Source organism: Asaia sp. Ae19-3 (assembly GCF_059801175.1).
This window is the reverse complement of record NZ_JBCHWF010000001.1, coordinates 1,880,302-1,897,504: the sequence shown is the minus strand read 5'-3', so window position 1 is coordinate 1,897,504 and position 17,203 is coordinate 1,880,302. Positions and strand designations below refer to the sequence as shown.

At 61.0% G+C, this 17,203-nt stretch carries 18 protein-coding genes; 13 read left to right on the top strand and 5 right to left on the bottom strand.

All coding sequences use genetic code 11. The features are described from left to right. Positions 1–29 precede the first annotated feature (29 nt). Genes AAID99_RS08240 through AAID99_RS08225 form a run of 4 tightly spaced genes read left to right on the top strand, consistent with a single transcriptional unit; the run spans position 30 to position 3,772 of the window. On the top strand, positions 30–929 hold the full coding sequence (locus AAID99_RS08240; RefSeq protein WP_229719739.1) for an ABC transporter permease: 900 nt from the start codon (positions 30–32) through the stop codon (positions 927–929). Then, positions 926–1,906, top strand: coding sequence for an ABC transporter permease (locus tag AAID99_RS08235; protein WP_498493616.1), 981 nt, complete (start codon positions 926–928; stop codon positions 1,904–1,906). Before AAID99_RS08240 ends, AAID99_RS08235 begins: the two co-directional genes overlap by 4 nt. Then, on the top strand, positions 1,896–2,843 hold the full coding sequence (locus AAID99_RS08230) for an ABC transporter ATP-binding protein (RefSeq protein WP_498493615.1): 948 nt from the start codon (positions 1,896–1,898) through the stop codon (positions 2,841–2,843). The genes AAID99_RS08235 and AAID99_RS08230 overlap by 11 nt, the downstream gene beginning before the upstream one ends. Next, entirely contained in the window at positions 2,840–3,772 is a 933-nt protein-coding gene (locus AAID99_RS08225; protein WP_498493614.1) for an ABC transporter ATP-binding protein, read from the top strand. The genes AAID99_RS08230 and AAID99_RS08225 overlap by 4 nt, the downstream gene beginning before the upstream one ends. 117 nt (positions 3,773–3,889) lie before the next feature. On the opposite strand, the gene AAID99_RS08220 is transcribed toward AAID99_RS08225, so the two are convergent. Continuing rightward, positions 3,890–6,235, bottom strand: a complete 2,346-nt coding sequence (locus AAID99_RS08220) for a TonB-dependent receptor (protein ID WP_498493613.1) — start codon at positions 6,233–6,235, stop codon at positions 3,890–3,892. A gap of 217 nt (positions 6,236–6,452) precedes the next feature. Between AAID99_RS08220 and AAID99_RS08215 the strand changes: the two genes are divergently transcribed. Both AAID99_RS08215 and AAID99_RS08210 read left to right on the top strand, forming a co-directional pair. Beyond that, the gene (locus AAID99_RS08215) at positions 6,453–7,634 is read left to right on the top strand and encodes an SMP-30/gluconolactonase/LRE family protein (RefSeq protein WP_498493611.1); all 1,182 of its coding nucleotides are present in this window, start codon (positions 6,453–6,455) and stop codon (positions 7,632–7,634) included. 169 nt (positions 7,635–7,803) lie between these two features. Further along, positions 7,804–8,163 (top strand): hypothetical protein, encoded by a 360-nt coding sequence (locus AAID99_RS08210; RefSeq protein ID WP_498493610.1) that lies wholly within the window; start codon positions 7,804–7,806, stop codon positions 8,161–8,163. A 227-nt stretch (positions 8,164–8,390) separates the two neighbouring features. Here the strand turns inward: AAID99_RS08210 and AAID99_RS08205 are convergent, their stop codons facing one another. The 4 genes from AAID99_RS08205 to minC all read right to left on the bottom strand — a co-directional run bounded on the left by AAID99_RS08205 (position 8,391) and on the right by minC (position 10,735). Next, positions 8,391–8,792, bottom strand: a complete 402-nt coding sequence (locus AAID99_RS08205) for a YidB family protein (protein ID WP_498494286.1) — start codon at positions 8,790–8,792, stop codon at positions 8,391–8,393. After that, on the bottom strand, positions 8,789–9,061 hold the full coding sequence (minE, locus tag AAID99_RS08200) for a cell division topological specificity factor MinE (protein WP_127100476.1): 273 nt from the start codon (positions 9,059–9,061) through the stop codon (positions 8,789–8,791). Before minE ends, AAID99_RS08205 begins: the two co-directional genes overlap by 4 nt. Continuing rightward, entirely contained in the window at positions 9,058–9,873 is an 816-nt protein-coding gene (gene minD / locus AAID99_RS08195) for a septum site-determining protein MinD (protein ID WP_188426084.1), read from the bottom strand. Before minD ends, minE begins: the two co-directional genes overlap by 4 nt. Before the next feature lie 112 nt (positions 9,874–9,985). After that, complete coding sequence (gene minC / locus AAID99_RS08190) at positions 9,986–10,735, bottom strand: septum site-determining protein MinC (protein ID WP_498493609.1); 750 nt, start codon at positions 10,733–10,735, stop codon at positions 9,986–9,988. Between the two features lie 98 nt (positions 10,736–10,833). Here minC and fzlA point away from each other — a divergent pair, with 98 nt between their 5' ends. The 7 genes from fzlA (at position 10,834) to AAID99_RS08155 (ending at position 17,197) form a co-directional block, all read left to right on the top strand. Next, positions 10,834–11,502: an FtsZ-binding protein FzlA gene (fzlA, locus tag AAID99_RS08185; RefSeq protein ID WP_188426082.1), complete on the top strand. Its 669-nt coding sequence runs from the start codon at positions 10,834–10,836 to the stop codon at positions 11,500–11,502. Next, entirely contained in the window at positions 11,503–12,681 is a 1,179-nt protein-coding gene (locus AAID99_RS08180) for a BaiN/RdsA family NAD(P)/FAD-dependent oxidoreductase (RefSeq protein WP_498493607.1), read from the top strand. It abuts the gene before it with no gap. A gap of 107 nt (positions 12,682–12,788) precedes the next feature. Beyond that, a complete protein-coding gene (locus AAID99_RS08175) occupies positions 12,789–13,325 on the top strand; it encodes a type 1 glutamine amidotransferase domain-containing protein (protein WP_498493606.1) in 537 nt (178 codons plus the stop codon). A 94-nt stretch (positions 13,326–13,419) separates the two neighbouring features. Beyond that, positions 13,420–13,671 carry a hypothetical protein gene (locus AAID99_RS08170; protein ID WP_267312407.1) on the top strand — a complete coding sequence of 84 codons (252 nt, stop codon included), beginning with the start codon at positions 13,420–13,422 and terminating at the stop codon, positions 13,669–13,671. A 112-nt stretch (positions 13,672–13,783) separates the two neighbouring features. After that, complete coding sequence (locus tag AAID99_RS08165; protein ID WP_371869845.1) at positions 13,784–15,016, top strand: DNA recombination protein RmuC; 1,233 nt, start codon at positions 13,784–13,786, stop codon at positions 15,014–15,016. Positions 15,017–15,063: 47 nt separating this feature from the next. Beyond that, the gene (locus AAID99_RS08160) at positions 15,064–15,789 is read left to right on the top strand and encodes a response regulator transcription factor (protein ID WP_188426078.1); all 726 of its coding nucleotides are present in this window, start codon (positions 15,064–15,066) and stop codon (positions 15,787–15,789) included. Then, positions 15,776–17,197: a sensor histidine kinase gene (locus AAID99_RS08155; RefSeq protein ID WP_498493605.1), complete on the top strand. Its 1,422-nt coding sequence runs from the start codon at positions 15,776–15,778 to the stop codon at positions 17,195–17,197. The genes AAID99_RS08160 and AAID99_RS08155 overlap by 14 nt, the downstream gene beginning before the upstream one ends. Positions 17,198–17,203: the final 6 nt, after the last annotated feature.

The following is a 17,203-nucleotide window of genomic DNA, read 5'->3' as shown; positions in this document are numbered from 1 at the left end:
GCCGGAAAAGCGCTGCGGCCGCGTTGGGCATGCTGCTTTTACTCATACTCTGCGCTCTTGCAGCGCCGCTTTACGCAGAAAACGTCGGCGTCGACCCGATGGAATCCTCTCTGGCGGGCACGGTGCTGCGTGACGGGAAGCGTGTCGATATCATGCAGCCCAATGACAACCCGCTTCATCTGGGCCTGTCTCCTATCGGGCCGTCATGGCGATGGGGAGCTTATGCGCTTGGGGCAGATTCCCAGGGGCGCGATATTGCCGCGCGTCTGCTTTACGGCGCGCGGGCGTCACTGCTGATCGCTTTTTCCGCGGCCTGTCTCTGTCTTGTCATGGCGACGTTCTGCGGATTGCTGGCCGGTTATTGCGGTGGCTGGATCGATATCATCATCTCCCGGGCGCTCGATATTCTCTGGGCTGTGCCGGTTTATCTCTTTGCCATCAGCCTGAGCGTTGTAACGGTCGGGCATGATCTGTCTTTCGGGCCGTTTCACGTGCAACCCGATAGTCTGTTGCTGCCCATAGGTATCATCGCGCTCATCTACGTGCCTTATGCCGCAAGGCCTATCAGAGCCCGCACCCGAAGCCTGTCGAGTGCCGGTTTCGTGCTGGCCGCACGCGGGCTTGGGGCGTCGTCGCTGCGTATCGTGTTTCGCGAGATCCTGCCTCTCCTGGCAGAGACGGTACTGGTTCTCTCGCCCCTCATCATGGCGCTCTGCCTGCTTGCCGAGTCAGCGTTGTCATTTCTGAGTCTGGGCGTGCAGGCGCCTGCCGCGTCCTGGGGGAGCCTGATCCATGATGGCGAGGGGCTGATCTATAGCCGTCCTGTTGTGGCGATTGCGCCCGGTGTTGCCATTATCCTGACTGTGCTCGCGCTCAACGCGTTGGGTGACGCGGCGCAGGCCGAACTTCGCGCACGAGGCAGAAGATGAAGGGCGTTGCCTCGCGTCTTGGTCAGATGGTGCTGGTGCTTTTCGGCATCTCGGTGCTGGTCTTTGCGGTGTTCTTTGCCACACCGGGTTCCGATCCCTCAGTGCGTATTGCAGGAAGAGGGGCCAGCCCTGAGGTCATCGAGCGGGTGCGTCACGCCTATGGTTTCGATCGTCCCCTGCCCATGCGCTATCTGACGATGATGGACCATCTTTTCATCTCCAGAAACCTGACCTCCTATGTCAATCACGGCCAGAATGTCGTGTCCGAAGTGTTCGCGGCGGCGCCTGTCACGCTCTCTCTCGTGCTCTGGGCGGCTCTGTTCTGGGTCGCAGGCGCCCTTGTTTTCGGTCTGATCGGTGCTGCGTTTCAGGGCGAGTGGATCGATCGTCTGGTCTCCCTGCTCGCATTGATCGGTCTGTCGATCCCGGTTTTCTGGCTGGGAGAAATGGTCAATCTGGTGAGCCAGAGCCGTTTTCATGACAGCTGGCTTTTCAGCTGGGTGCCGCCGCTGGGCTATGTGCCGTTCATGACCAGCCCGCTTGGCTGGGCCAAGGCTCTGATCCTGCCCGCCATGACACTCGCTGTCGCTTTCATCGGTCTCTACAGCCGCGTACTGCGAACCGATCTGCTTACAGCCATGCAGGACGATGCGCTTCGCACGGCGCGCGCCAAGGGCGTTGGGCCGTGGCGCCTCTGGTTCTGCCATGCCCTGCGTCTTTCGGGGTTGAGCGCGCTCTCTCTTTTCGGTCTCGATTTTGCGCAGTTGCTGGGCGGTGGCGCCTTGCTGATTGAAGTGGTGTTCGCCTTGCCCGGTGTCGGGCATCTCACCTATCAGGGCCTGAGCACGCTCGATCTGCCCCTGATCATGGCGACAGTGCTCTATGCCGCTTTCTTCGTGGTTATTGCGAATGCCCTGATCGACGGGCTTTACCGCCTGCTGGACCCACGTATGGGAAGGGGGTCTCATGACGGGTGAGGCACTTCTCAGCGTATCCGATCTTCGCCTGCAGCATCGACAGGCAGGAATTCTGCTCGATGGGGTGTCCCTGACCGTCAAACGGGGCCAGATACTGGGTGTGGTGGGGGAGTCCGGCTCAGGCAAGAGCCTGACGGGGCTCAGCGTGCTGGGTTTGCAGCCCCAGGGCCAGATCAGCGGCACCCTGAGGTTTGACGGCGAAGATCTGACCCGTTTCTCTTCTCGTGACTGGCGTCGGTTTCGGGGGCGTCGCGCCGCCATGATCTTTCAGGACCCGATGACGGCTTTTCTGCCGGTGCGGCGCATCGGCCCACAGATTGTCGAGCAGATAAGAGTGCATACCGCGCTTTCGCATCAGGCTGCGCGAGAGCGTGTGGTGTCGCTTCTGGGGCGCATGGGCGTGCCGTCGCCCGAGCAGACGGCGCAGCGTTTTCCGCATGAGCTTTCCGGCGGCCTGCGTCAGCGCGCGATGATTGCCATGGCGCTCTCCTGCGATCCCGAGCTTCTTATCGCAGATGAGCCGACAACGGCGCTGGATGTAACGGTTCAGGCCCAGATCCTCACCCTTCTCAAGAAGATCGGCGCGCGCGAGGCCAGCGTCATGCTCATCACGCACGATATGGGCGTGGTGGCGCAAAGCTGCACCGATGTGGCCGTGCTCTATGCTGGCGTGGTGATCGAAACCGGCCCGGTCGCTGAAGTGCTTCAGGCGCCGCTCCACCCCTATACAAAAGCCCTCCTGCGCGCCATTCCGCCCATGACTGGCCCACGGCCAGAGCGCCTTCCGGTCATTGACGGGGTGCCACCCTCACCGGATACCCGCCCCGTGGGCTGCGTGTTCGCGCCACGCTGCCCGCAAGTCACGCATGACTGTGCCATCCGTCCGCCCATGCGGGGGGAGGGGGCGCATCGTGCAGCCTGCGTGCTGGTGCCATGAAGGCGCTTCTTCAGGCGAAAAATGTCGCCAGAATGTACAAGCTCGGCGGTGGCGCTGCCCTGCGTGCGGTAGATGGTATTTCTCTCAATGTGGCGCGCGGCGAGACGCTGGCCCTTGTGGGCGAGTCCGGCTGTGGCAAATCCACTCTAGGCCGACTTCTCATGGGGTTCGACCGCCCGGATAGCGGCGAGATCCTGTTCGATGGCCAGAATCTCGCAAAATGCTCCGCACGAGAGCAGCGCGCGCTGCGCAGTCAGTTGCAGATGGTCTTTCAGGATTCCGCCTCGGCTTTCAACCCGCGCTGGACCATTGGCAACGCGCTTGCCGAGCCCTTTCGCATTCACGGGCGCCCCTGGTCTCGCGAGAGTCTTGAAACCCTGCTCGACCGTGTCGGGCTTTCGGCTGCATTCTTCGACCGCTATCCCGCGGCTCTATCGGGTGGCCAGCGTCAGAGGCTCAATATCGCCCGTGCGATAGCTCTGTCGCCCCGTCTGATCGTGGCGGATGAGCCGGTTTCGGCACTCGATGTCTCGGTACAGGCGCAGATCGTCAATCTCCTGCGTCAGCTTCAGGCCGATCTCGATCTGGCCTGCCTGTTCATCTCCCACGACCTTGCCGTGGTGCGTCAGATTTCAGACCGCATTGCGGTCATGTATCTTGGCGCAATCGTGGAGGAGGGCGAGACGCTCGCGCTGCTCGCAGCACCGTCACATCCCTATACCCTTGCCCTTGTCGAGGCTGTGCCTCAGCCGGGCAAACGGCTGGGGACGCCCCTGCAAGGCGACGTGCCGAGCCCGCTTTCGCCGCCGACAGGATGCCGCTTTCACACGCGCTGCCCTGTGGCCCAGCCGCGCTGTGCGGTCGATCGGCCGGAACTGCAGGAACGATCGGGCCAGCGCCGCGTGGCGTGTCATTTTCCGCTTGTGTAAGGGTGATGCGGGCGCTGCCCCGCGCCCCGGAAAGGGGCGCACCCCTTTCATCCCCTTGGATAGGGTTCCAGAGTCTGCCGCCTTTCGTGCGGTTCGGGGCGAGACCCCGAAGCAGTATCAGAAACGCTGGGAAATACCCGTCAGGATCGTGCGGCGCAGTCCGTATTGCGGGGCGCCGACGCCGATGCCCGAGCCATCACGGATTTCATAGGTCTTGTCGAAGAGGTTCAGCACATCCAGGCGCAGTTCGGTGCGCTTGAGGAACGGCACACGGAACAGATCCCTGAAGGACTGAACAAGAGAGAGATTGAACGTCGCGTAGATCGGCACGGAGCGGCCATTCGGCACGGTGCCATCCGCGCGCAGCCCGCTGCCATAGACCATGGAGGCTGAAATCCGTGTCGGGTGGCCTGTATGGTAGAAGAAGGAGTAGCTGCCACCTGCCGAGGCCGTCCAGCGCTGGTCATGATCGAGATGGATCCAGCGATGCTGGATATAGGCCAGATCATCGGGGTCCATGGTCCATTGGGCTGTGGTGATATCCTTGCCGATGGCGCGCGACCAGGAGGCATTGCCGTAAAGAGAGAGCGGCCCGTGCTCGTAATTGGTTGAAAGCTCGTAGCCATTCACCTGACCGCGTCGGTAGTTGAAGGCTGAGAGAATGATCGGTGCCCCAAACTGGCCCTCATCGATCATGTTCTTGGCGAGCTTCACATAGGCGTCGAATGAGGCATGCCAGCCGGGCAGGAGAGACTGGGTGACACCCGCGTCGAAATAATGGTCACGCTCGGCCTTGACCGTGTTGTTCTGCAGCGTCTGGGGCTCGTTGGACGTGCCGACATATTTGCTGAGCGAGGTATTGGCCACGAGCTCGAAAGGCGGCGGTGTGAAATAGCGGGAATAACCGGCATGAAGCACGCCGCCGCGCCAGGCACGCCAGACGATGTTGATGCGCGGACTCACCTGCTTGGAATGGGTGTATTCATCGACGCCATCGAAGCGCAGACCGTAATTGATGGTCAGATCGCGCACCGGGCGCCATTCATCCTGGGCGTAGAGCCCATACATCCAGCCGGTGCGCCCGCTGCCGTCATGCACATTGGTGGTGCTGCCGTCATAGATCGGCGTGCCGTCATCTTCGGCACCTGTCTGCTGATAGACGATGGAATCCGTCTTGGAGCTGTTGCGCTCGACATAGACCTGATAGCCGAAACGCACCGTGTGCTTGGGCGTCGCCTTCCAGGTTACGTCGGTCTGCGAGCCGGTTGAGAAGACGGAGCGCGCGGCGTGTTGGCTGATGCCGTTATAGACCAGGTCGCCCAGCGGATCCGGTGAATAGCCGAGCGAGGAATAGCGGGTGATGATCGAGCTTTGCAGGCTGACCTTACCCATGTCCTTTTGCAGCGACAGAATCCCGAAATCGGTGATTTCCTTCTGGCGTTCGTTCAGGCTCGCGCTATCGACGCTGCCATAGACCTGCTGCGACAGGGCGGAGTCGAGAAAGCTCGGATTGGCGAACTGGCGTTGTTGGCCCGGATTATTCGGCAGTTGATATTGCGCGTTCGAAACGCCACCGGTCAGGCTGATACGGGTGTTTTCGTTCGCCGTGTACCGCAGATGGCCCAACGCATGGTACTGGTTGCTCAGATCATGGATGGCGTTGAAGCTGGGGGTCGGGTTCTCGACGCCCACACGATTATGCACAAAATCGCCGGTCGCAAAGAAATCCCATTTGCCCGCATGACCGCCATATTGCAGCGACGGGAAGAAATAGTCGCGTGCGCCCCCATAGACAGACGCATCGCCACCCGGATCGGCGCTGCCGTTCTTAGTGGTGATATCGATCACGCCAGCCTGCAGAAATCCGTATTCGCTGGGCAGGGCCCCTGTGGTGAGCGACGCCGAATGGGCAAAGCGCGTCATGAGTGCCTGGCCGAAAACGCTGAGCCCTTCAGGCAACTGCACGCCATCGAGACGGAACTGCACCTCGTTATGGTCACCACGCACATGGATCTGGCCAAAACTGTCCTGCGCGACGCCGGGTGCCTGAAGCAGGAGCGTGTTGAGCGGGGCGTTGTCACCCCCCGGATTGGTTTCGATATCGCGACGTGTGAAGCGATAGGTCGTGGCACCGGTCGAGGATTGCAGCGCCGAGCGGATCTCGTCCAGACGCGCATTGACGATGATGTGCTCCTCATGAGTGGCCTCGACCGAGGCCGGGGCCGTCTGGTCGCCATCGAAAGAGGTGCGCGACGCCTGATCGGTGGAACGCGCTGCGCCTTGTCCGGTCGTGCCCTGTGACGGCGAGGCCGCAGCCTTTTTGGCCTGCTTCGTTTCAGGCAGCAGGGTCGAGGCAGGCGTAGTGGTCGTGTCGCTCGTCTGGGCATGGGCGGGCAGGGTAAGTGCCAGAACCGAGCAGGAGAGGAGCAGGCTGGACGACCACAGGGATCGGGGAGACATCATGACAATCCACGGGCTGGAAGCGAAACAGATCGATCTCGTTCCTATTGTGTATGATATAACATAACAATCCCTCGCGGTGTTCTCTGCCCATATTGTGTCAGAGCGTGACAAATTGGCGACAGGGCTGGCGCTGTGAAAAGCGTTTTAATCGGGGAGCCTGCGTGACGATGGGGCGTTCAGCCCTGATCCGTCCATGCTTCTGCCAAGGTGCCATGCCATGAAACGCCGGTCCTTTCTCTCTGCTGCCTCCTGCGCGCCCCTTCTCGGTATGACGGGGGAGGCGAAGGCGAGCGGCAATGCCGATGACGGCACCAGCTCGTCAGGCGTGTTCGATATCGTGGCCGAATTTACAGGGCCGGGGCCATCGGGTGTGGCGGTGCTGCCCGACGGACGCCTTTTTGTCAGCTTCCCCCGCCATGCTGACAACCACCCCGGCGCGACGCTGGGAGAGGTGAAAAATGGCAAGATCATTCCCTACCCTTCCGCAGAAGTAAGCCTCCCCTCAAATCGCGCTCCGGCTGACAGGCTGATGTCAGTGCATGGGCTCGCGCTCGACAGTCAGAACCGGCTCTGGCTCATTGATGACGGCAAGCTGGCCAAGCACGATATCCCCGAAGGGGCGGCGAAGATCATCTGCATCGACCCGGCCACGGACAAGATCGTGCATCGCATCGTGCTCAAGGCGCCTGCGATGCGGCCTGACAGCCATATGAATGACCTGCGCGTGGCCTTGTCTGTGGGCGAGAAGGGGACGGTATTCGTGACGGATTCCTCCTTTGGCACGGAGCCTGCGCTTGTGGTGGCCGATATTGCCACCGGTGAAGCGCGGCGGATGCTGTCCCATCACCCTTCCACCCAGGCAGTGGAGGGCTTCATGGCGATCGTTGAAGGGGAGCCAAGGCGCTATATTCCCCATCACCCGCAGATGGTTTCAGGCGGGGCAGACGGCATCGCCCTGCCCAGCGATGAATCGCGGCTTTACTATTCGCCGCTCACCAGCCGCCGTCTTTACAGCCTGCCGACCAAGGCGCTTGCAGACAAGGCTCTCGATGATCAGGCCCTCGGGGCGCTGGTGCGTGATGAGGGTGAAAAAGGCACGGCAGACGGGTTGTGCTTCGACCGGCATAATCGTCTCTATACGACCAATTACGAGCATGACTGCATCCTGCGCCGGGACCCGGATGGGTCCTTTGCGATGGCGGTGAGGGATTCACGCATCCTGTCGCCCGACGGCATCTGCGCCACGAAGGACTGGATCTATTGCACTCTTGGCCAATGGAATCGTCTGCCATCGTTCAATGAGGGGCAGAACCGTCGCAGGCCGCCCTATCTGCTGATACGTTTTCCGGTCGAGCCGCTCACGCCGCTCAACGCGGCACCAGAGGCGCCCCGGAAATAGACAGTGGGCACGAGGCTTCCAGCGTCGCCGGGTGGGATGCGTAACGTTGCGCATCCCTGATGAACTGAAAACCGAGCAGAGACGCAAAGAAAGGGTGTAGGGAGGAAGAAGGCAGGGCGCAGGGCAGGCAATGTCGGTTGTGGTGATATTTCTGACAGTCTTGGCCTTGATGACCGTATCGGACGAAACGCCGACAGGGCGTTTTCTGCACCGTCTGATGGTCGTCATGCCAGCTCGGATGCTTAACCGAATCACGCCTCTGCACATACTCATTGCGGTCGCTGTCATCGGGCTTGGCGCAGTTCTCGCGTGGTACGGTCGAGGCGACGGGATACGCGTTGCTGCCAGCACCCTGCCAGATGCCGTTGTCTGGCTCACGACGTTTGAGGTCAGCACCTATCTGGACGTGGTGATGATGCCTGCCACCGCCTCGGCCCTGATGCGGTTTCGACATCTCTGGTCATCCATGGTGAACGTGAAAGCGCGTCTCCTGATGCGACTGAAGACCGGGCGAAAATGCCCCCAGTGAATACAGGCAGGATCAGTCTCCCCTCTTCTCGGCCCATGATGATGAGCATGAATAGGAGAACGGTTTTCGGGAAACAGACTGTCAGTGCCTGGGGAACAGCAAAGACGATCAGTCATTCGCCGGCGAGAGAGACCTTAAGGCTGAGCGTCAGCCGAAATAGAGCCCTGAAACGAGAAAGGGCCGGATCGCATCACGATCCGGCCCTTCGCAAAAACCTGTTAGTGCCGTCAGGAAGCTGACGGCGTCCCGTTCTGCTCGCTGGTGTGCTGGTCAACCACGCCCGGCAGGAACTGGGCCAGTGCCGGAAGCAGGGCGCCTGCGGGCAGGCCAGTCTTTGAGACCAGCATCTGGATCTGCTCGTCGGTCAGAAGCGCGCGCAGTTCGTCAGCGGAAATCGGCAGGTTCTCACCCGAGCCGATCCATGACCGCACCTTGTCTTCGAGACCGGCCTTGCGCGCCTGATCGATCAGCACCTGCAGGCCCTGCTCGCTGGTGAGATACTCACCAAGGCCGCCGCCGAGCTTTTCCCTGAGCTTGTCACCCATGGAACCGAGGGCGGAATTGATCATGGAACCTAAAAAACCGCTCAAACCTTGTCTCCCGTTTCTGGCCCGGCCCGGAGATTTCAGGCCGAGCGTCTTGTTTCCTTGTCGATCTGCGGCATCTCGATATCGATTTCCAGAACCGAGCAGCCATCGAGGCCGCCATCGAGCTTGACCTGCACCTTGTCCTGATCGACCGCGACATGGCGCTTGATCACTTCAAGGATCTCGCGATGTAACTGGCTGATCAGTTCGGAGTTGCCATTTCCCGACCGCTCATGGGCCAGCAGGATCTGCAGGCGATCACGGGCGACGGCGCTGGTGTTGCGTTTGGTGAAAAGACCGAACAGGCTCATGCGACCCTCTTCTTGAACAGCCAGTCGAGCAACCCCTTGCGCTCAATCGGGATCTGTATTTCGAGCTTCTCGCCCTGCAGGCGGCGCGCTGCATCGAAATAGGCGCGTGCCGGAGCGGATTCAGGATTCGAAAGCGTGACGGGCGAGCCGACATTGGAGGCGCGCAGCACTTCCTCGCTTTCGGGAACGATGCCGAGCAGCGGGATGGACAGGATCTCCAGCACGTCTTCCGTATTCAGCATTTCGCCCTTGGCGGCGCGCGACGGGTCATAACGGGTCATGAGCAGGTGCTTTTCCACCTTCTCGCCGTTCTTGGCCTTTTCCGTCGTGCTGTCGAGCATGCCGATGATGCGATCGCTGTCACGCACCGAGCTGACTTCGGGGTTGGTCACGACCACGGCCACATCGGCATGGTACATGGCCATCTGTGCGCCGCGCTCGATACCGGCCGGGCTGTCACAGATGATCCAGTCGAATTTCTCACGCAGTTCGTCGATGACCTGCGCAACGCCTTCGGCGGTCAGGGCATCCTTGTCGCGCGTCTGCGAGGCCGGGAGGATCGAGAGCGTTTCGCAGCGCTTGTCACGGATAAGCGCCTGCGACAGCTTGGCATCGCCCTGAACGACATTGATGAAGTCGAACACGACGCGGCGCTCGGCACCCATCACCAGATCGAGATTACGCAGACCGACATCGAAATCGATCACGACGACATTCTGTCCCGACTGGGCTAGAGCGGCACCCAGTGCTGCTGTCGTGGTCGTCTTTCCGACCCCGCCCTTACCGGAAGTGACTACCAGCACCTTGGCCATGTGCGCTCCACCAAAACTTTAACGGTAACTACCGCAATCCCGATGGTGCGGCGTCGCAATCTTAATGAGGAAAGGGTTTGCGCCGCAATCTCTTGCGCGCAAATAGTTCCCTTCAGGGGAGTTTTGTTACTGTAACACGATCTTCCGAGAGCAGGGCCTGCGCCGGTTGATCATGAATCTCCGCGTCCATTTCTTCGGCAATCATGTAAAAACCATCGATCGCCAGCAATTCAGCCTGCATACGGGCAGCAAAGATACGCGCATTCGGCTGACCGCCCACGCCTGCGATGGCGCGTCCGCGCAGCGCGCCATAAACATGGATCGACCCGCCAGCGACCAGTTCGGCGCCAGAGGCGACCGAACCGATGACCACGACATCGCCATCCAGATGCATGATGCTCTGGCCCGAGCGTATGGCCCGGTCGATAATGAGGCTTTCAGCACGCTGTGGCGGCGCTTCGACCGGCGCCGGGTCTTCGCCTTCGGCTTCGGGAAACTCGACGGCGCCGCTTGCGCGCCCACCTTCGAGCGATGCCGGCCAGTCCCATGCAGCGAGGGCCGGCCAGCTGCGGTCGGCCCCCTCGATGCCGATCATGTGGATGCTGCGCTCTTTCAGCGCTGCCTGAAGGCTTTCGAGCCCCTCGGCATCCTGTGCCACGAGGCCAAGATCGAGAATGACGGGGCGGCCGACAAAAAAACCGACAGAGCGGGCGATCTGGTTGTCGAGCCCCTCGAGCCATGCATCGAGCGGCGCTTCGGGAGACAGGACGAGCGCCAGAAAGGAACGCCCGCGTGCCCTGATGCGCATTGGCGCTCTGGCGGGGGCAGGGTCGAGATCGGCGCTTGTCGTCTGGTCTGTCATCGTCTGGGAACGCTCTGAGGGCTCATGAACGGGAATTCGGTCGGTCTGACTATGCAGCTCTCTTGCTTCGCCACGGGGCAGACGCTTAAGAATGCAGGATGCGCATTCTGTACCATCTGCCGCTCTCGCCGCAAAGCCGTCAGGTCCGGCTTGTTCTTGCCGAGAAACGGTTACCCTATGAGCCCAAGACCGAAAAGGTCTGGGAAAATCGCCCGGAATATCTCGCGCTCAATCCCGCGGGTGATGTGCCCCTGCTCGTTGAAGAGAACGGGCTGTCGATTCCGAATGCCTGGGTGATCTGCGAATATCTCGAAGAGGCCTATCCCGATGCGCCGCTCATGGGGCGCACTCTCGCCGAGCGCGTCGAGGTGCGCCGTCTGATGGCGTGGTTCGAGGGCAAGTTCGGACACGAGGTCTCGCGCAATCTTCTGGGTGAGAAGGTAGACAAGCGTCTGGCAGGTCGTGGCAACCCCGACGGAACGGCCTTGCGCGCCGGTTATGCCAATATGCGCTTCCATCTCGATTATATCGGCTGGCTGGCAGAAACGCGCTCGTGGCTGGCGGGCAACATGCTGTCGATTGCCGATTTTGCCGCGGCGGCGCATCTCTCCTGTCTCGATTTCATCGGTGATATCGACTGGTCCAAGGCGCCTGCGGCCAAGGACTGGTATGCCCGCATGAAGTCGCGTCCGAGCTTTCGCTCGCTGCTCAACGACCGAGTGAACGGGTTCAACCCGCCTGCGCATTACGCCGATCTGGATTTCTGAATGAACAAGATTTTCGATGCTGTCATCCTCGGGGCGGGCGCTGCCGGGCTGATGGCGGCTGCCACCGCGCGCAAGGGCGGGGCGTCCGTTCTTGTGCTCGATCACTCGGCAGAAGCCGGTCGCAAGATCCTGATCTCCGGCGGCGGGCGCTGCAATTTCACCAATCTGGCGACGAAGGCGGATAACTTCCTTTCGGCCAATCGCCATTTCATGCGCTCGGCGCTGGCAGGCTATACGCCGCGTGATTTTCTCACGCTGGTGGAGCGCCACGGCATTTCGTGGGAAGAAAAAGCCAAGGGGCAGCTCTTTTGCGCCAATTCGGCCCGCGAAATCGTGTCGCTTCTGCTGCGTGAGGCTGAGGGCTGCGAGATGCGTTTCAGCACCGCCATACGCAGCGTTACCAGGGGCGATGTCTTTCATATCCAGACCGATATGGGCGAATTCAGCGCCCGCAATGTGGTGCTGGCCACGGGCGGCCTATCCATTCCCAAGCTGGGGGCGAGCGATCTCTCTCTGCGCCTTGCCCGTCAGTTCGGCTTGTCTGTCGTGCCAACCGTGCCGGGTCTCGTGCCGCTGACATTTGAGACCCCTCTGCCCGAACTGGCTGGTGTCTCACTGCCGGTGCGGGCCAGCATGGGCAAGATCGGCTTCACCGATGGCATGGTCTTTACCCATCGCGGCATTTCCGGTCCGGCCATTCTGCAGATTTCGTCCTATCAGAACGGGCCGCTCGATGCGCCCGTGATCGACATGCTGCCCGGGCGCGATGCAAGGGAAGCTCTGGGCGCCATCAAGAAGGCGCGGCCGCGGGCCGAGCCGCCCTCGCTTTTGCAGGATCTGCCCCAGCGTCTGGCGCGTCATATCGCCGAGAATACATTGTCCGATCTCACCTGCACGCTCGCCAATCTTCCCGACAAGCGTATCGCTTCGCTGGCCGCCCAGATTTCGGCTTGGAAGCCGAAGCTTTCGGGCACCGAAGGCTACGCCAAGGCAGAAGTCATGAAGGGCGGTATCGACACACGGGTGTTGTCTTCCAAGACCATGGAAGCGCGGGATGTGCCGGGGCTGTTCGCTATTGGCGAGGCCGTCGATGTGACCGGCTGGCTGGGCGGCTATAATTTCCAGTGGGCATGGTCGAGCGGCGTCGCAGCAGGCAGGGCGATTGCAGAGCGGCATTGAGCGTCTGATGCTCTGGGTTTTCGAACCTGTCCGGTCCTGATACGTCTTGAGCCCACGCTCATCTAGAGGCCGCAGCAATGCGGACCCGCTTCAGGAAGGTCGATTTCATGACTCTTTGCGTGGCCATTCTCGCAACCGACGGTGTCGAGGAATGCGAACTCGTCCAGCCGCGTCAGGCGCTCGAAAACGCCGGCATCAGGACTCTGCTCGTCTCTCCCGCAAAGGGCGAGGTCCAGGCGATGGAGGGCGATGTCACGCCGGTGTCGCGGCACAAGGTCGATGCGACGATCGGCGTTGCCGCCGACATGGAACTGGCGGGTATCGTGCTGCCAGGTGGCACAACCAACCCCGACAAGCTGCGCATGGACGAGGCAGCTGTCGCCTTTCTGCGCGGCTTTGTGGCTGAGGGAAAGCCGATTGCCAGTATCTGTCACGGTGCGTGGACGCTGATCGAGGCGGGTGGTGTCAAGGGACGCAGCCTGACCTCATGGCCCTCGCTCCAGACCGATCTGCTTAATGCCGGTGCAAACTGGCTGGACCGTGAGGTTGTGATCGATGGCAATCTGGTCAGTTCGCGCTGCCCTGATGATCTGCCTGCTTTCTGCGATGCCGTGGTAGCGCAATATCGTGACAAAACTGCCTGAAAACTGCCTTCATTTTCGGTCGTTCTTCGCAGCAAGGCGGTCCGGACCCATCCAGTCTGATGGGTGACGGACCCGAAGCAGAAAAGGGATTATCATGACATCACCGACATCATTTCGCCGTTCCGCCCGCATTCTTGGCGGTCTGGCCGGGTTGATGCTGCTCGCTGCCTGCCAGGGCACCGCAGCGCCGGGTCCGACGCCGCCGGGTATGCAGGTGGTCGGCTATGGCTACACCTGCAAGGCTGGCATCTATACCTGCAAGATGCCAACCCAGGTGCCGCTCGGCAATCCGTGCTCCTGCCCCGGTATTGGTGCGGCTTCCTACGGGAATATCCATCAGCCCTGAGTTCGTTCCCTGCCAGCCTTGCCCTAAGGTGAAGGGGGAGGCTGGCAAAGCCGAAACGCCTTTCGCTATTCCTATTTTGTTCTTATAGAGGGAGCAGAATACGGAGCCCGAATTGTCGCAGGATTTCTTCAGTTTCTTCCCTTGGCTTGTGGCCGTTCTGGCTCTGGCCGTCGCCGTCTTTCTGTGGTCGCGTCTTTCGCGGCGTGGGACTGATCGCGATCTTCTCTCGCGCATCTATGTACTGCTGGAGCGTGAGGCTGCCGAGCGCAGTGCCGATCTCGATTTCCAGCGCAAGGCGCTGGTCGAAACCGAGCGCGCCCTCGCTGCGAGGCTCGACCAGCAGCGCAGCGATACGAGCGACCGCCTCGCGAGCCTGAGCCACCGTCTGGGTCAGGAACTCGCCGAAACGAGGCTCGCCCAGTCGGAAATGCTGCGAGACATGATGCGCGAAAATGCGGAACAGCTGGCGCAGATCAGGGCCTCTGTCAGCGAGCAGCTTCACGTCACCGTCGAAAAGCAGATGCAGACCTCGTTCCAGCGCGTGGTAGAGCAGTTTTCAGCCATGCAGAAAGCGATCGGCGAGGTCTCGGCCGTCACGGCCCAGATCGGCGATCTCAAGAGGTTGTTCGGCAACGTCAAGACGCGTGGCGGATGGGGTGAGGCGCAGTTGCGCGCCATTCTCGACGATATTCTGCCTGCCGGGTCGTATGACAGCAATTTTCGCGTCGGCGACAGCACCGAGGCCGTGGAATTCGCCCTGCGCATGCCTGTTCGAAGTGCCGTGCCGCCAAGGCTGGCCATAGATAGCAAGTTTCCGACTGAAGCCTATGAGCGTCTGCTCGACGCCGTGGACCGGACGGATCAGGCAGCCGAGCGTATTGCCCGCAGGGCCCTCGATAATGCGGTGCGTCTGGAAGCGCGCAAGATCAGTGAGAAATACATCCAGCCGCCCATCACCGTCGAGTTTGCGGTCCTCTATCTGCCTACTGACGGGCTTTACATGGAGGTGGCGCGCATTCCGGGGCTGATCGATGAGATCGGGCGTCTGCACCGGGTGATCATCATGGGGCCGTCTCTCATGCCTGCGTTGCTGCGCACCGTTCATCTCGGATATGTGACCCTGGCCCTTGAGGAGCGGACGGACGCGATTGCGCGCCTGCTCGGGCTGACACGGCAGGAAATGCTGCGCATGGATGGCGTGCTTGAAAAACTCTCGCGTGGCGCGGGTGCCATGAGCAATACGATCGATGAAGCCAGGCGGCGCACCCGTGTGCTGGGGCGCAAATTGCGAGGACTTGACGGACAGGCGCCGGGCGACGACCTTGAGACACTGGAAGAGCTTTAAGCCGAATTTACTATCGAAGCAGCAAGGGTTTGGGCAGAGATGACAGCATGACATCGGATCAGAGCCTCTCTTTTGCCCCGCCTGAGGTGCCTGCCAAGGCCCGCCTGTTATTTGTCGAGGATGACGACACTCTCGCCCGTGAAGTGGTTGAGGAACTCTCGGCGCGCGGTTTTGCCGTTTCCCATGTTTCGACCGGCCAGGCCGGGCTCGACGCCGCCATCAGTGAGTCCTACGACCTGATGGTGCTCGATCGCATGTTGCCCCTTCTGGACGGGCTTTCGGTCATCGAGAAACTGCGCAGCCAGAACGTTCAGTCTCCGGTTCTGGTCTTGTCGGCACTCTCTGCCGTCGATGACCGCGTGACGGGTCTCAAGGCAGGGGGGGATGATTATCTCACCAAGCCTTTTGCCATGGACGAGCTGGTCGCGCGTATCGAAGCACTTTTGCGTCGCCCCAATGATACCCGTGCGACCACGTTGCGCGTTGGTCCGCTCGACATGGATCTGATCGATCGCACCGTCATGCGCGAAGGGCGCGAGATCGAATTGCTGCCGCGTGAGTTCCGTCTGCTCGAATATCTGATGCGCCGGCCCAATCAGGTTCTGACGCGCACCATGCTGCTCGAAGATGTCTGGAATTACCGCTTTATCCCCCAGACCAATCTGGTGGATGTGCATATCGGCAAGCTGCGTCGCAAGGTCGATGGACCGGGTGAAACGCCCCTGATCCACAGCATCAGAGGATCGGGGTTCATGCTGCGTGTCGCTCTCTGAGAACTCCCGCTTCGGCATTTTCCGGACGGCGACGTTCCGGCTTACACTGGCATTCGTTGCCGCGATCATCTGCGGCATGGTGCTGCAATTCGTCCTGCTTTTCGTGCAGATGACGCATTTCGAGGCCGAGAGATCGAGCGGCATCCTGCATCGTGAAGCCGATGTGCTGGTGCAGGAAACACCCGAGCGGCTCGAATATCAGGTGCGCGAACGCGCCACCAATGACCTGCGTGTGGTCATCAACTGGGTGGGGCTGTTCGACGGTCACTATCGTCATATCGCGGGCGATCTCAAAAGCTGGCCTGAAGGGCTGGTCGTCGATGGCAAGGTACATCGGCTGACACTCTCTCCTACCGATGATGAACCCTATGAAATGCGGTTTCTCGCGGTCAGGGTGCCGGGCGGACGCGTTCTGGTGCTGGCCCATTCGCTGCACCTGCTTTCCGAATTGCGTTACATGATCCGTCGCGGTGCGCTGCTCTCGGTCTTTCCGGTGGTGATGTTCGCCCTTCTGACGGGTGTCGTGTTGAGCCACAGGGCGCTGGCGCGTGTGAAGACCATGCATGAGGCGATCGACCGTATCATGCAGGGCGATGTGCATGAGCGCCTGCCTGCAGCACGCGAGCGTGACGAGCTGGAGCGGCTGGCCGGTTCGGTCAATCGTATGCTCGACCGGCTTGAGCATCTCATGGATGAGATACGCGATGTGGGTAACGATATCGCCCATGACCTGCGTACACCGCTTTCGAGAGTGCGGGCGCGGCTGGAGCGGGCGACGTCGAGCCCTCATGACGCCGATTATCTGAATTCGGTCATCGAGCGGGCAACGCTCGATCTGGACCAGTGCTTCTCCGTCATCACGGCGCTGTTGCGCATTGGCGAAATCGAAAATGGCCGCAGGCGCGCGGGCTTTGCCCAGGTCAATCTGGGCGATCTCGTGGCCGATATCGTTGATCTGTACGAGCCCATTGCCGAGACGAATGGTCTCGTTCTGACCAATGCCATCGCGCAGGATCCCGCTACCTCCGAAGCTATGACGACGTTCGGGGATCGTGATCTGCTGGTTGAGGTTCTGGCCAATCTTTTCGACAACGCCATGAAATTTACGCCTGCCGGTGGTCGCGTGACCGTCTCGGCGGTCTCGACCCCGGGTGCGATCAGGCTTCGCGTTGCCGATACCGGCATCGGTATTCCTGAGGCGGAACGTGAGGCTGTTCTGGGGCGTTTTTATCGGTCAGACAAAAGCCGCCACGTGCCGGGCAGCGGACTCGGGCTCAGCCTCGTCATGGCCATTCTCAGGCTGCACGGGGTCGATCTTGCCATCGCTGATGGAGATGGTTCTCCCGAAATGCCGGGATGCGCTTTCGAGATGGTGTTCCAGCTTTCGGCGGTCTCCGAAAGCGCATGAACGCGG

Excerpts from the sequence above, each read along its gene's own strand:
- AAID99_RS08240 (WP_229719739.1), top strand. The coding sequence starts at position 30 with ATGCTGCTTTTACTCATACTCTGCGCTCTTGCAGCGCCGCTTTACGCA.
- AAID99_RS08235 (WP_498493616.1), top strand. The coding sequence starts at position 926 with ATGAAGGGCGTTGCCTCGCGTCTTGGTCAGATGGTGCTGGTGCTTTTC.
- AAID99_RS08230 (WP_498493615.1), top strand. The coding sequence starts at position 1,896 with ATGACGGGTGAGGCACTTCTCAGCGTATCCGATCTTCGCCTGCAGCAT.
- AAID99_RS08225 (WP_498493614.1), top strand. The coding sequence starts at position 2,840 with ATGAAGGCGCTTCTTCAGGCGAAAAATGTCGCCAGAATGTACAAGCTC.
- AAID99_RS08220 (WP_498493613.1), bottom strand. The coding sequence starts at position 6,235 with ATGATGTCTCCCCGATCCCTGTGGTCGTCCAGCCTGCTCCTCTCCTGC.
- AAID99_RS08215 (WP_498493611.1), top strand. The coding sequence starts at position 6,453 with ATGAAACGCCGGTCCTTTCTCTCTGCTGCCTCCTGCGCGCCCCTTCTC.
- AAID99_RS08210 (WP_498493610.1), top strand. The coding sequence starts at position 7,804 with ATGACCGTATCGGACGAAACGCCGACAGGGCGTTTTCTGCACCGTCTG.
- minE (WP_127100476.1), bottom strand. The coding sequence starts at position 9,061 with ATGAGCCTGTTCGGTCTTTTCACCAAACGCAACACCAGCGCCGTCGCC.
- minD (WP_188426084.1), bottom strand. The coding sequence starts at position 9,873 with ATGGCCAAGGTGCTGGTAGTCACTTCCGGTAAGGGCGGGGTCGGAAAG.
- minC (WP_498493609.1), bottom strand. The coding sequence starts at position 10,735 with ATGACAGACCAGACGACAAGCGCCGATCTCGACCCTGCCCCCGCCAGA.
- fzlA (WP_188426082.1), top strand. The coding sequence starts at position 10,834 with ATGCGCATTCTGTACCATCTGCCGCTCTCGCCGCAAAGCCGTCAGGTC.
- AAID99_RS08180 (WP_498493607.1), top strand. The coding sequence starts at position 11,503 with ATGAACAAGATTTTCGATGCTGTCATCCTCGGGGCGGGCGCTGCCGGG.
- AAID99_RS08175 (WP_498493606.1), top strand. The coding sequence starts at position 12,789 with ATGACTCTTTGCGTGGCCATTCTCGCAACCGACGGTGTCGAGGAATGC.
- AAID99_RS08170 (WP_267312407.1), top strand. The coding sequence starts at position 13,420 with ATGACATCACCGACATCATTTCGCCGTTCCGCCCGCATTCTTGGCGGT.
- AAID99_RS08160 (WP_188426078.1), top strand. The coding sequence starts at position 15,064 with ATGACATCGGATCAGAGCCTCTCTTTTGCCCCGCCTGAGGTGCCTGCC.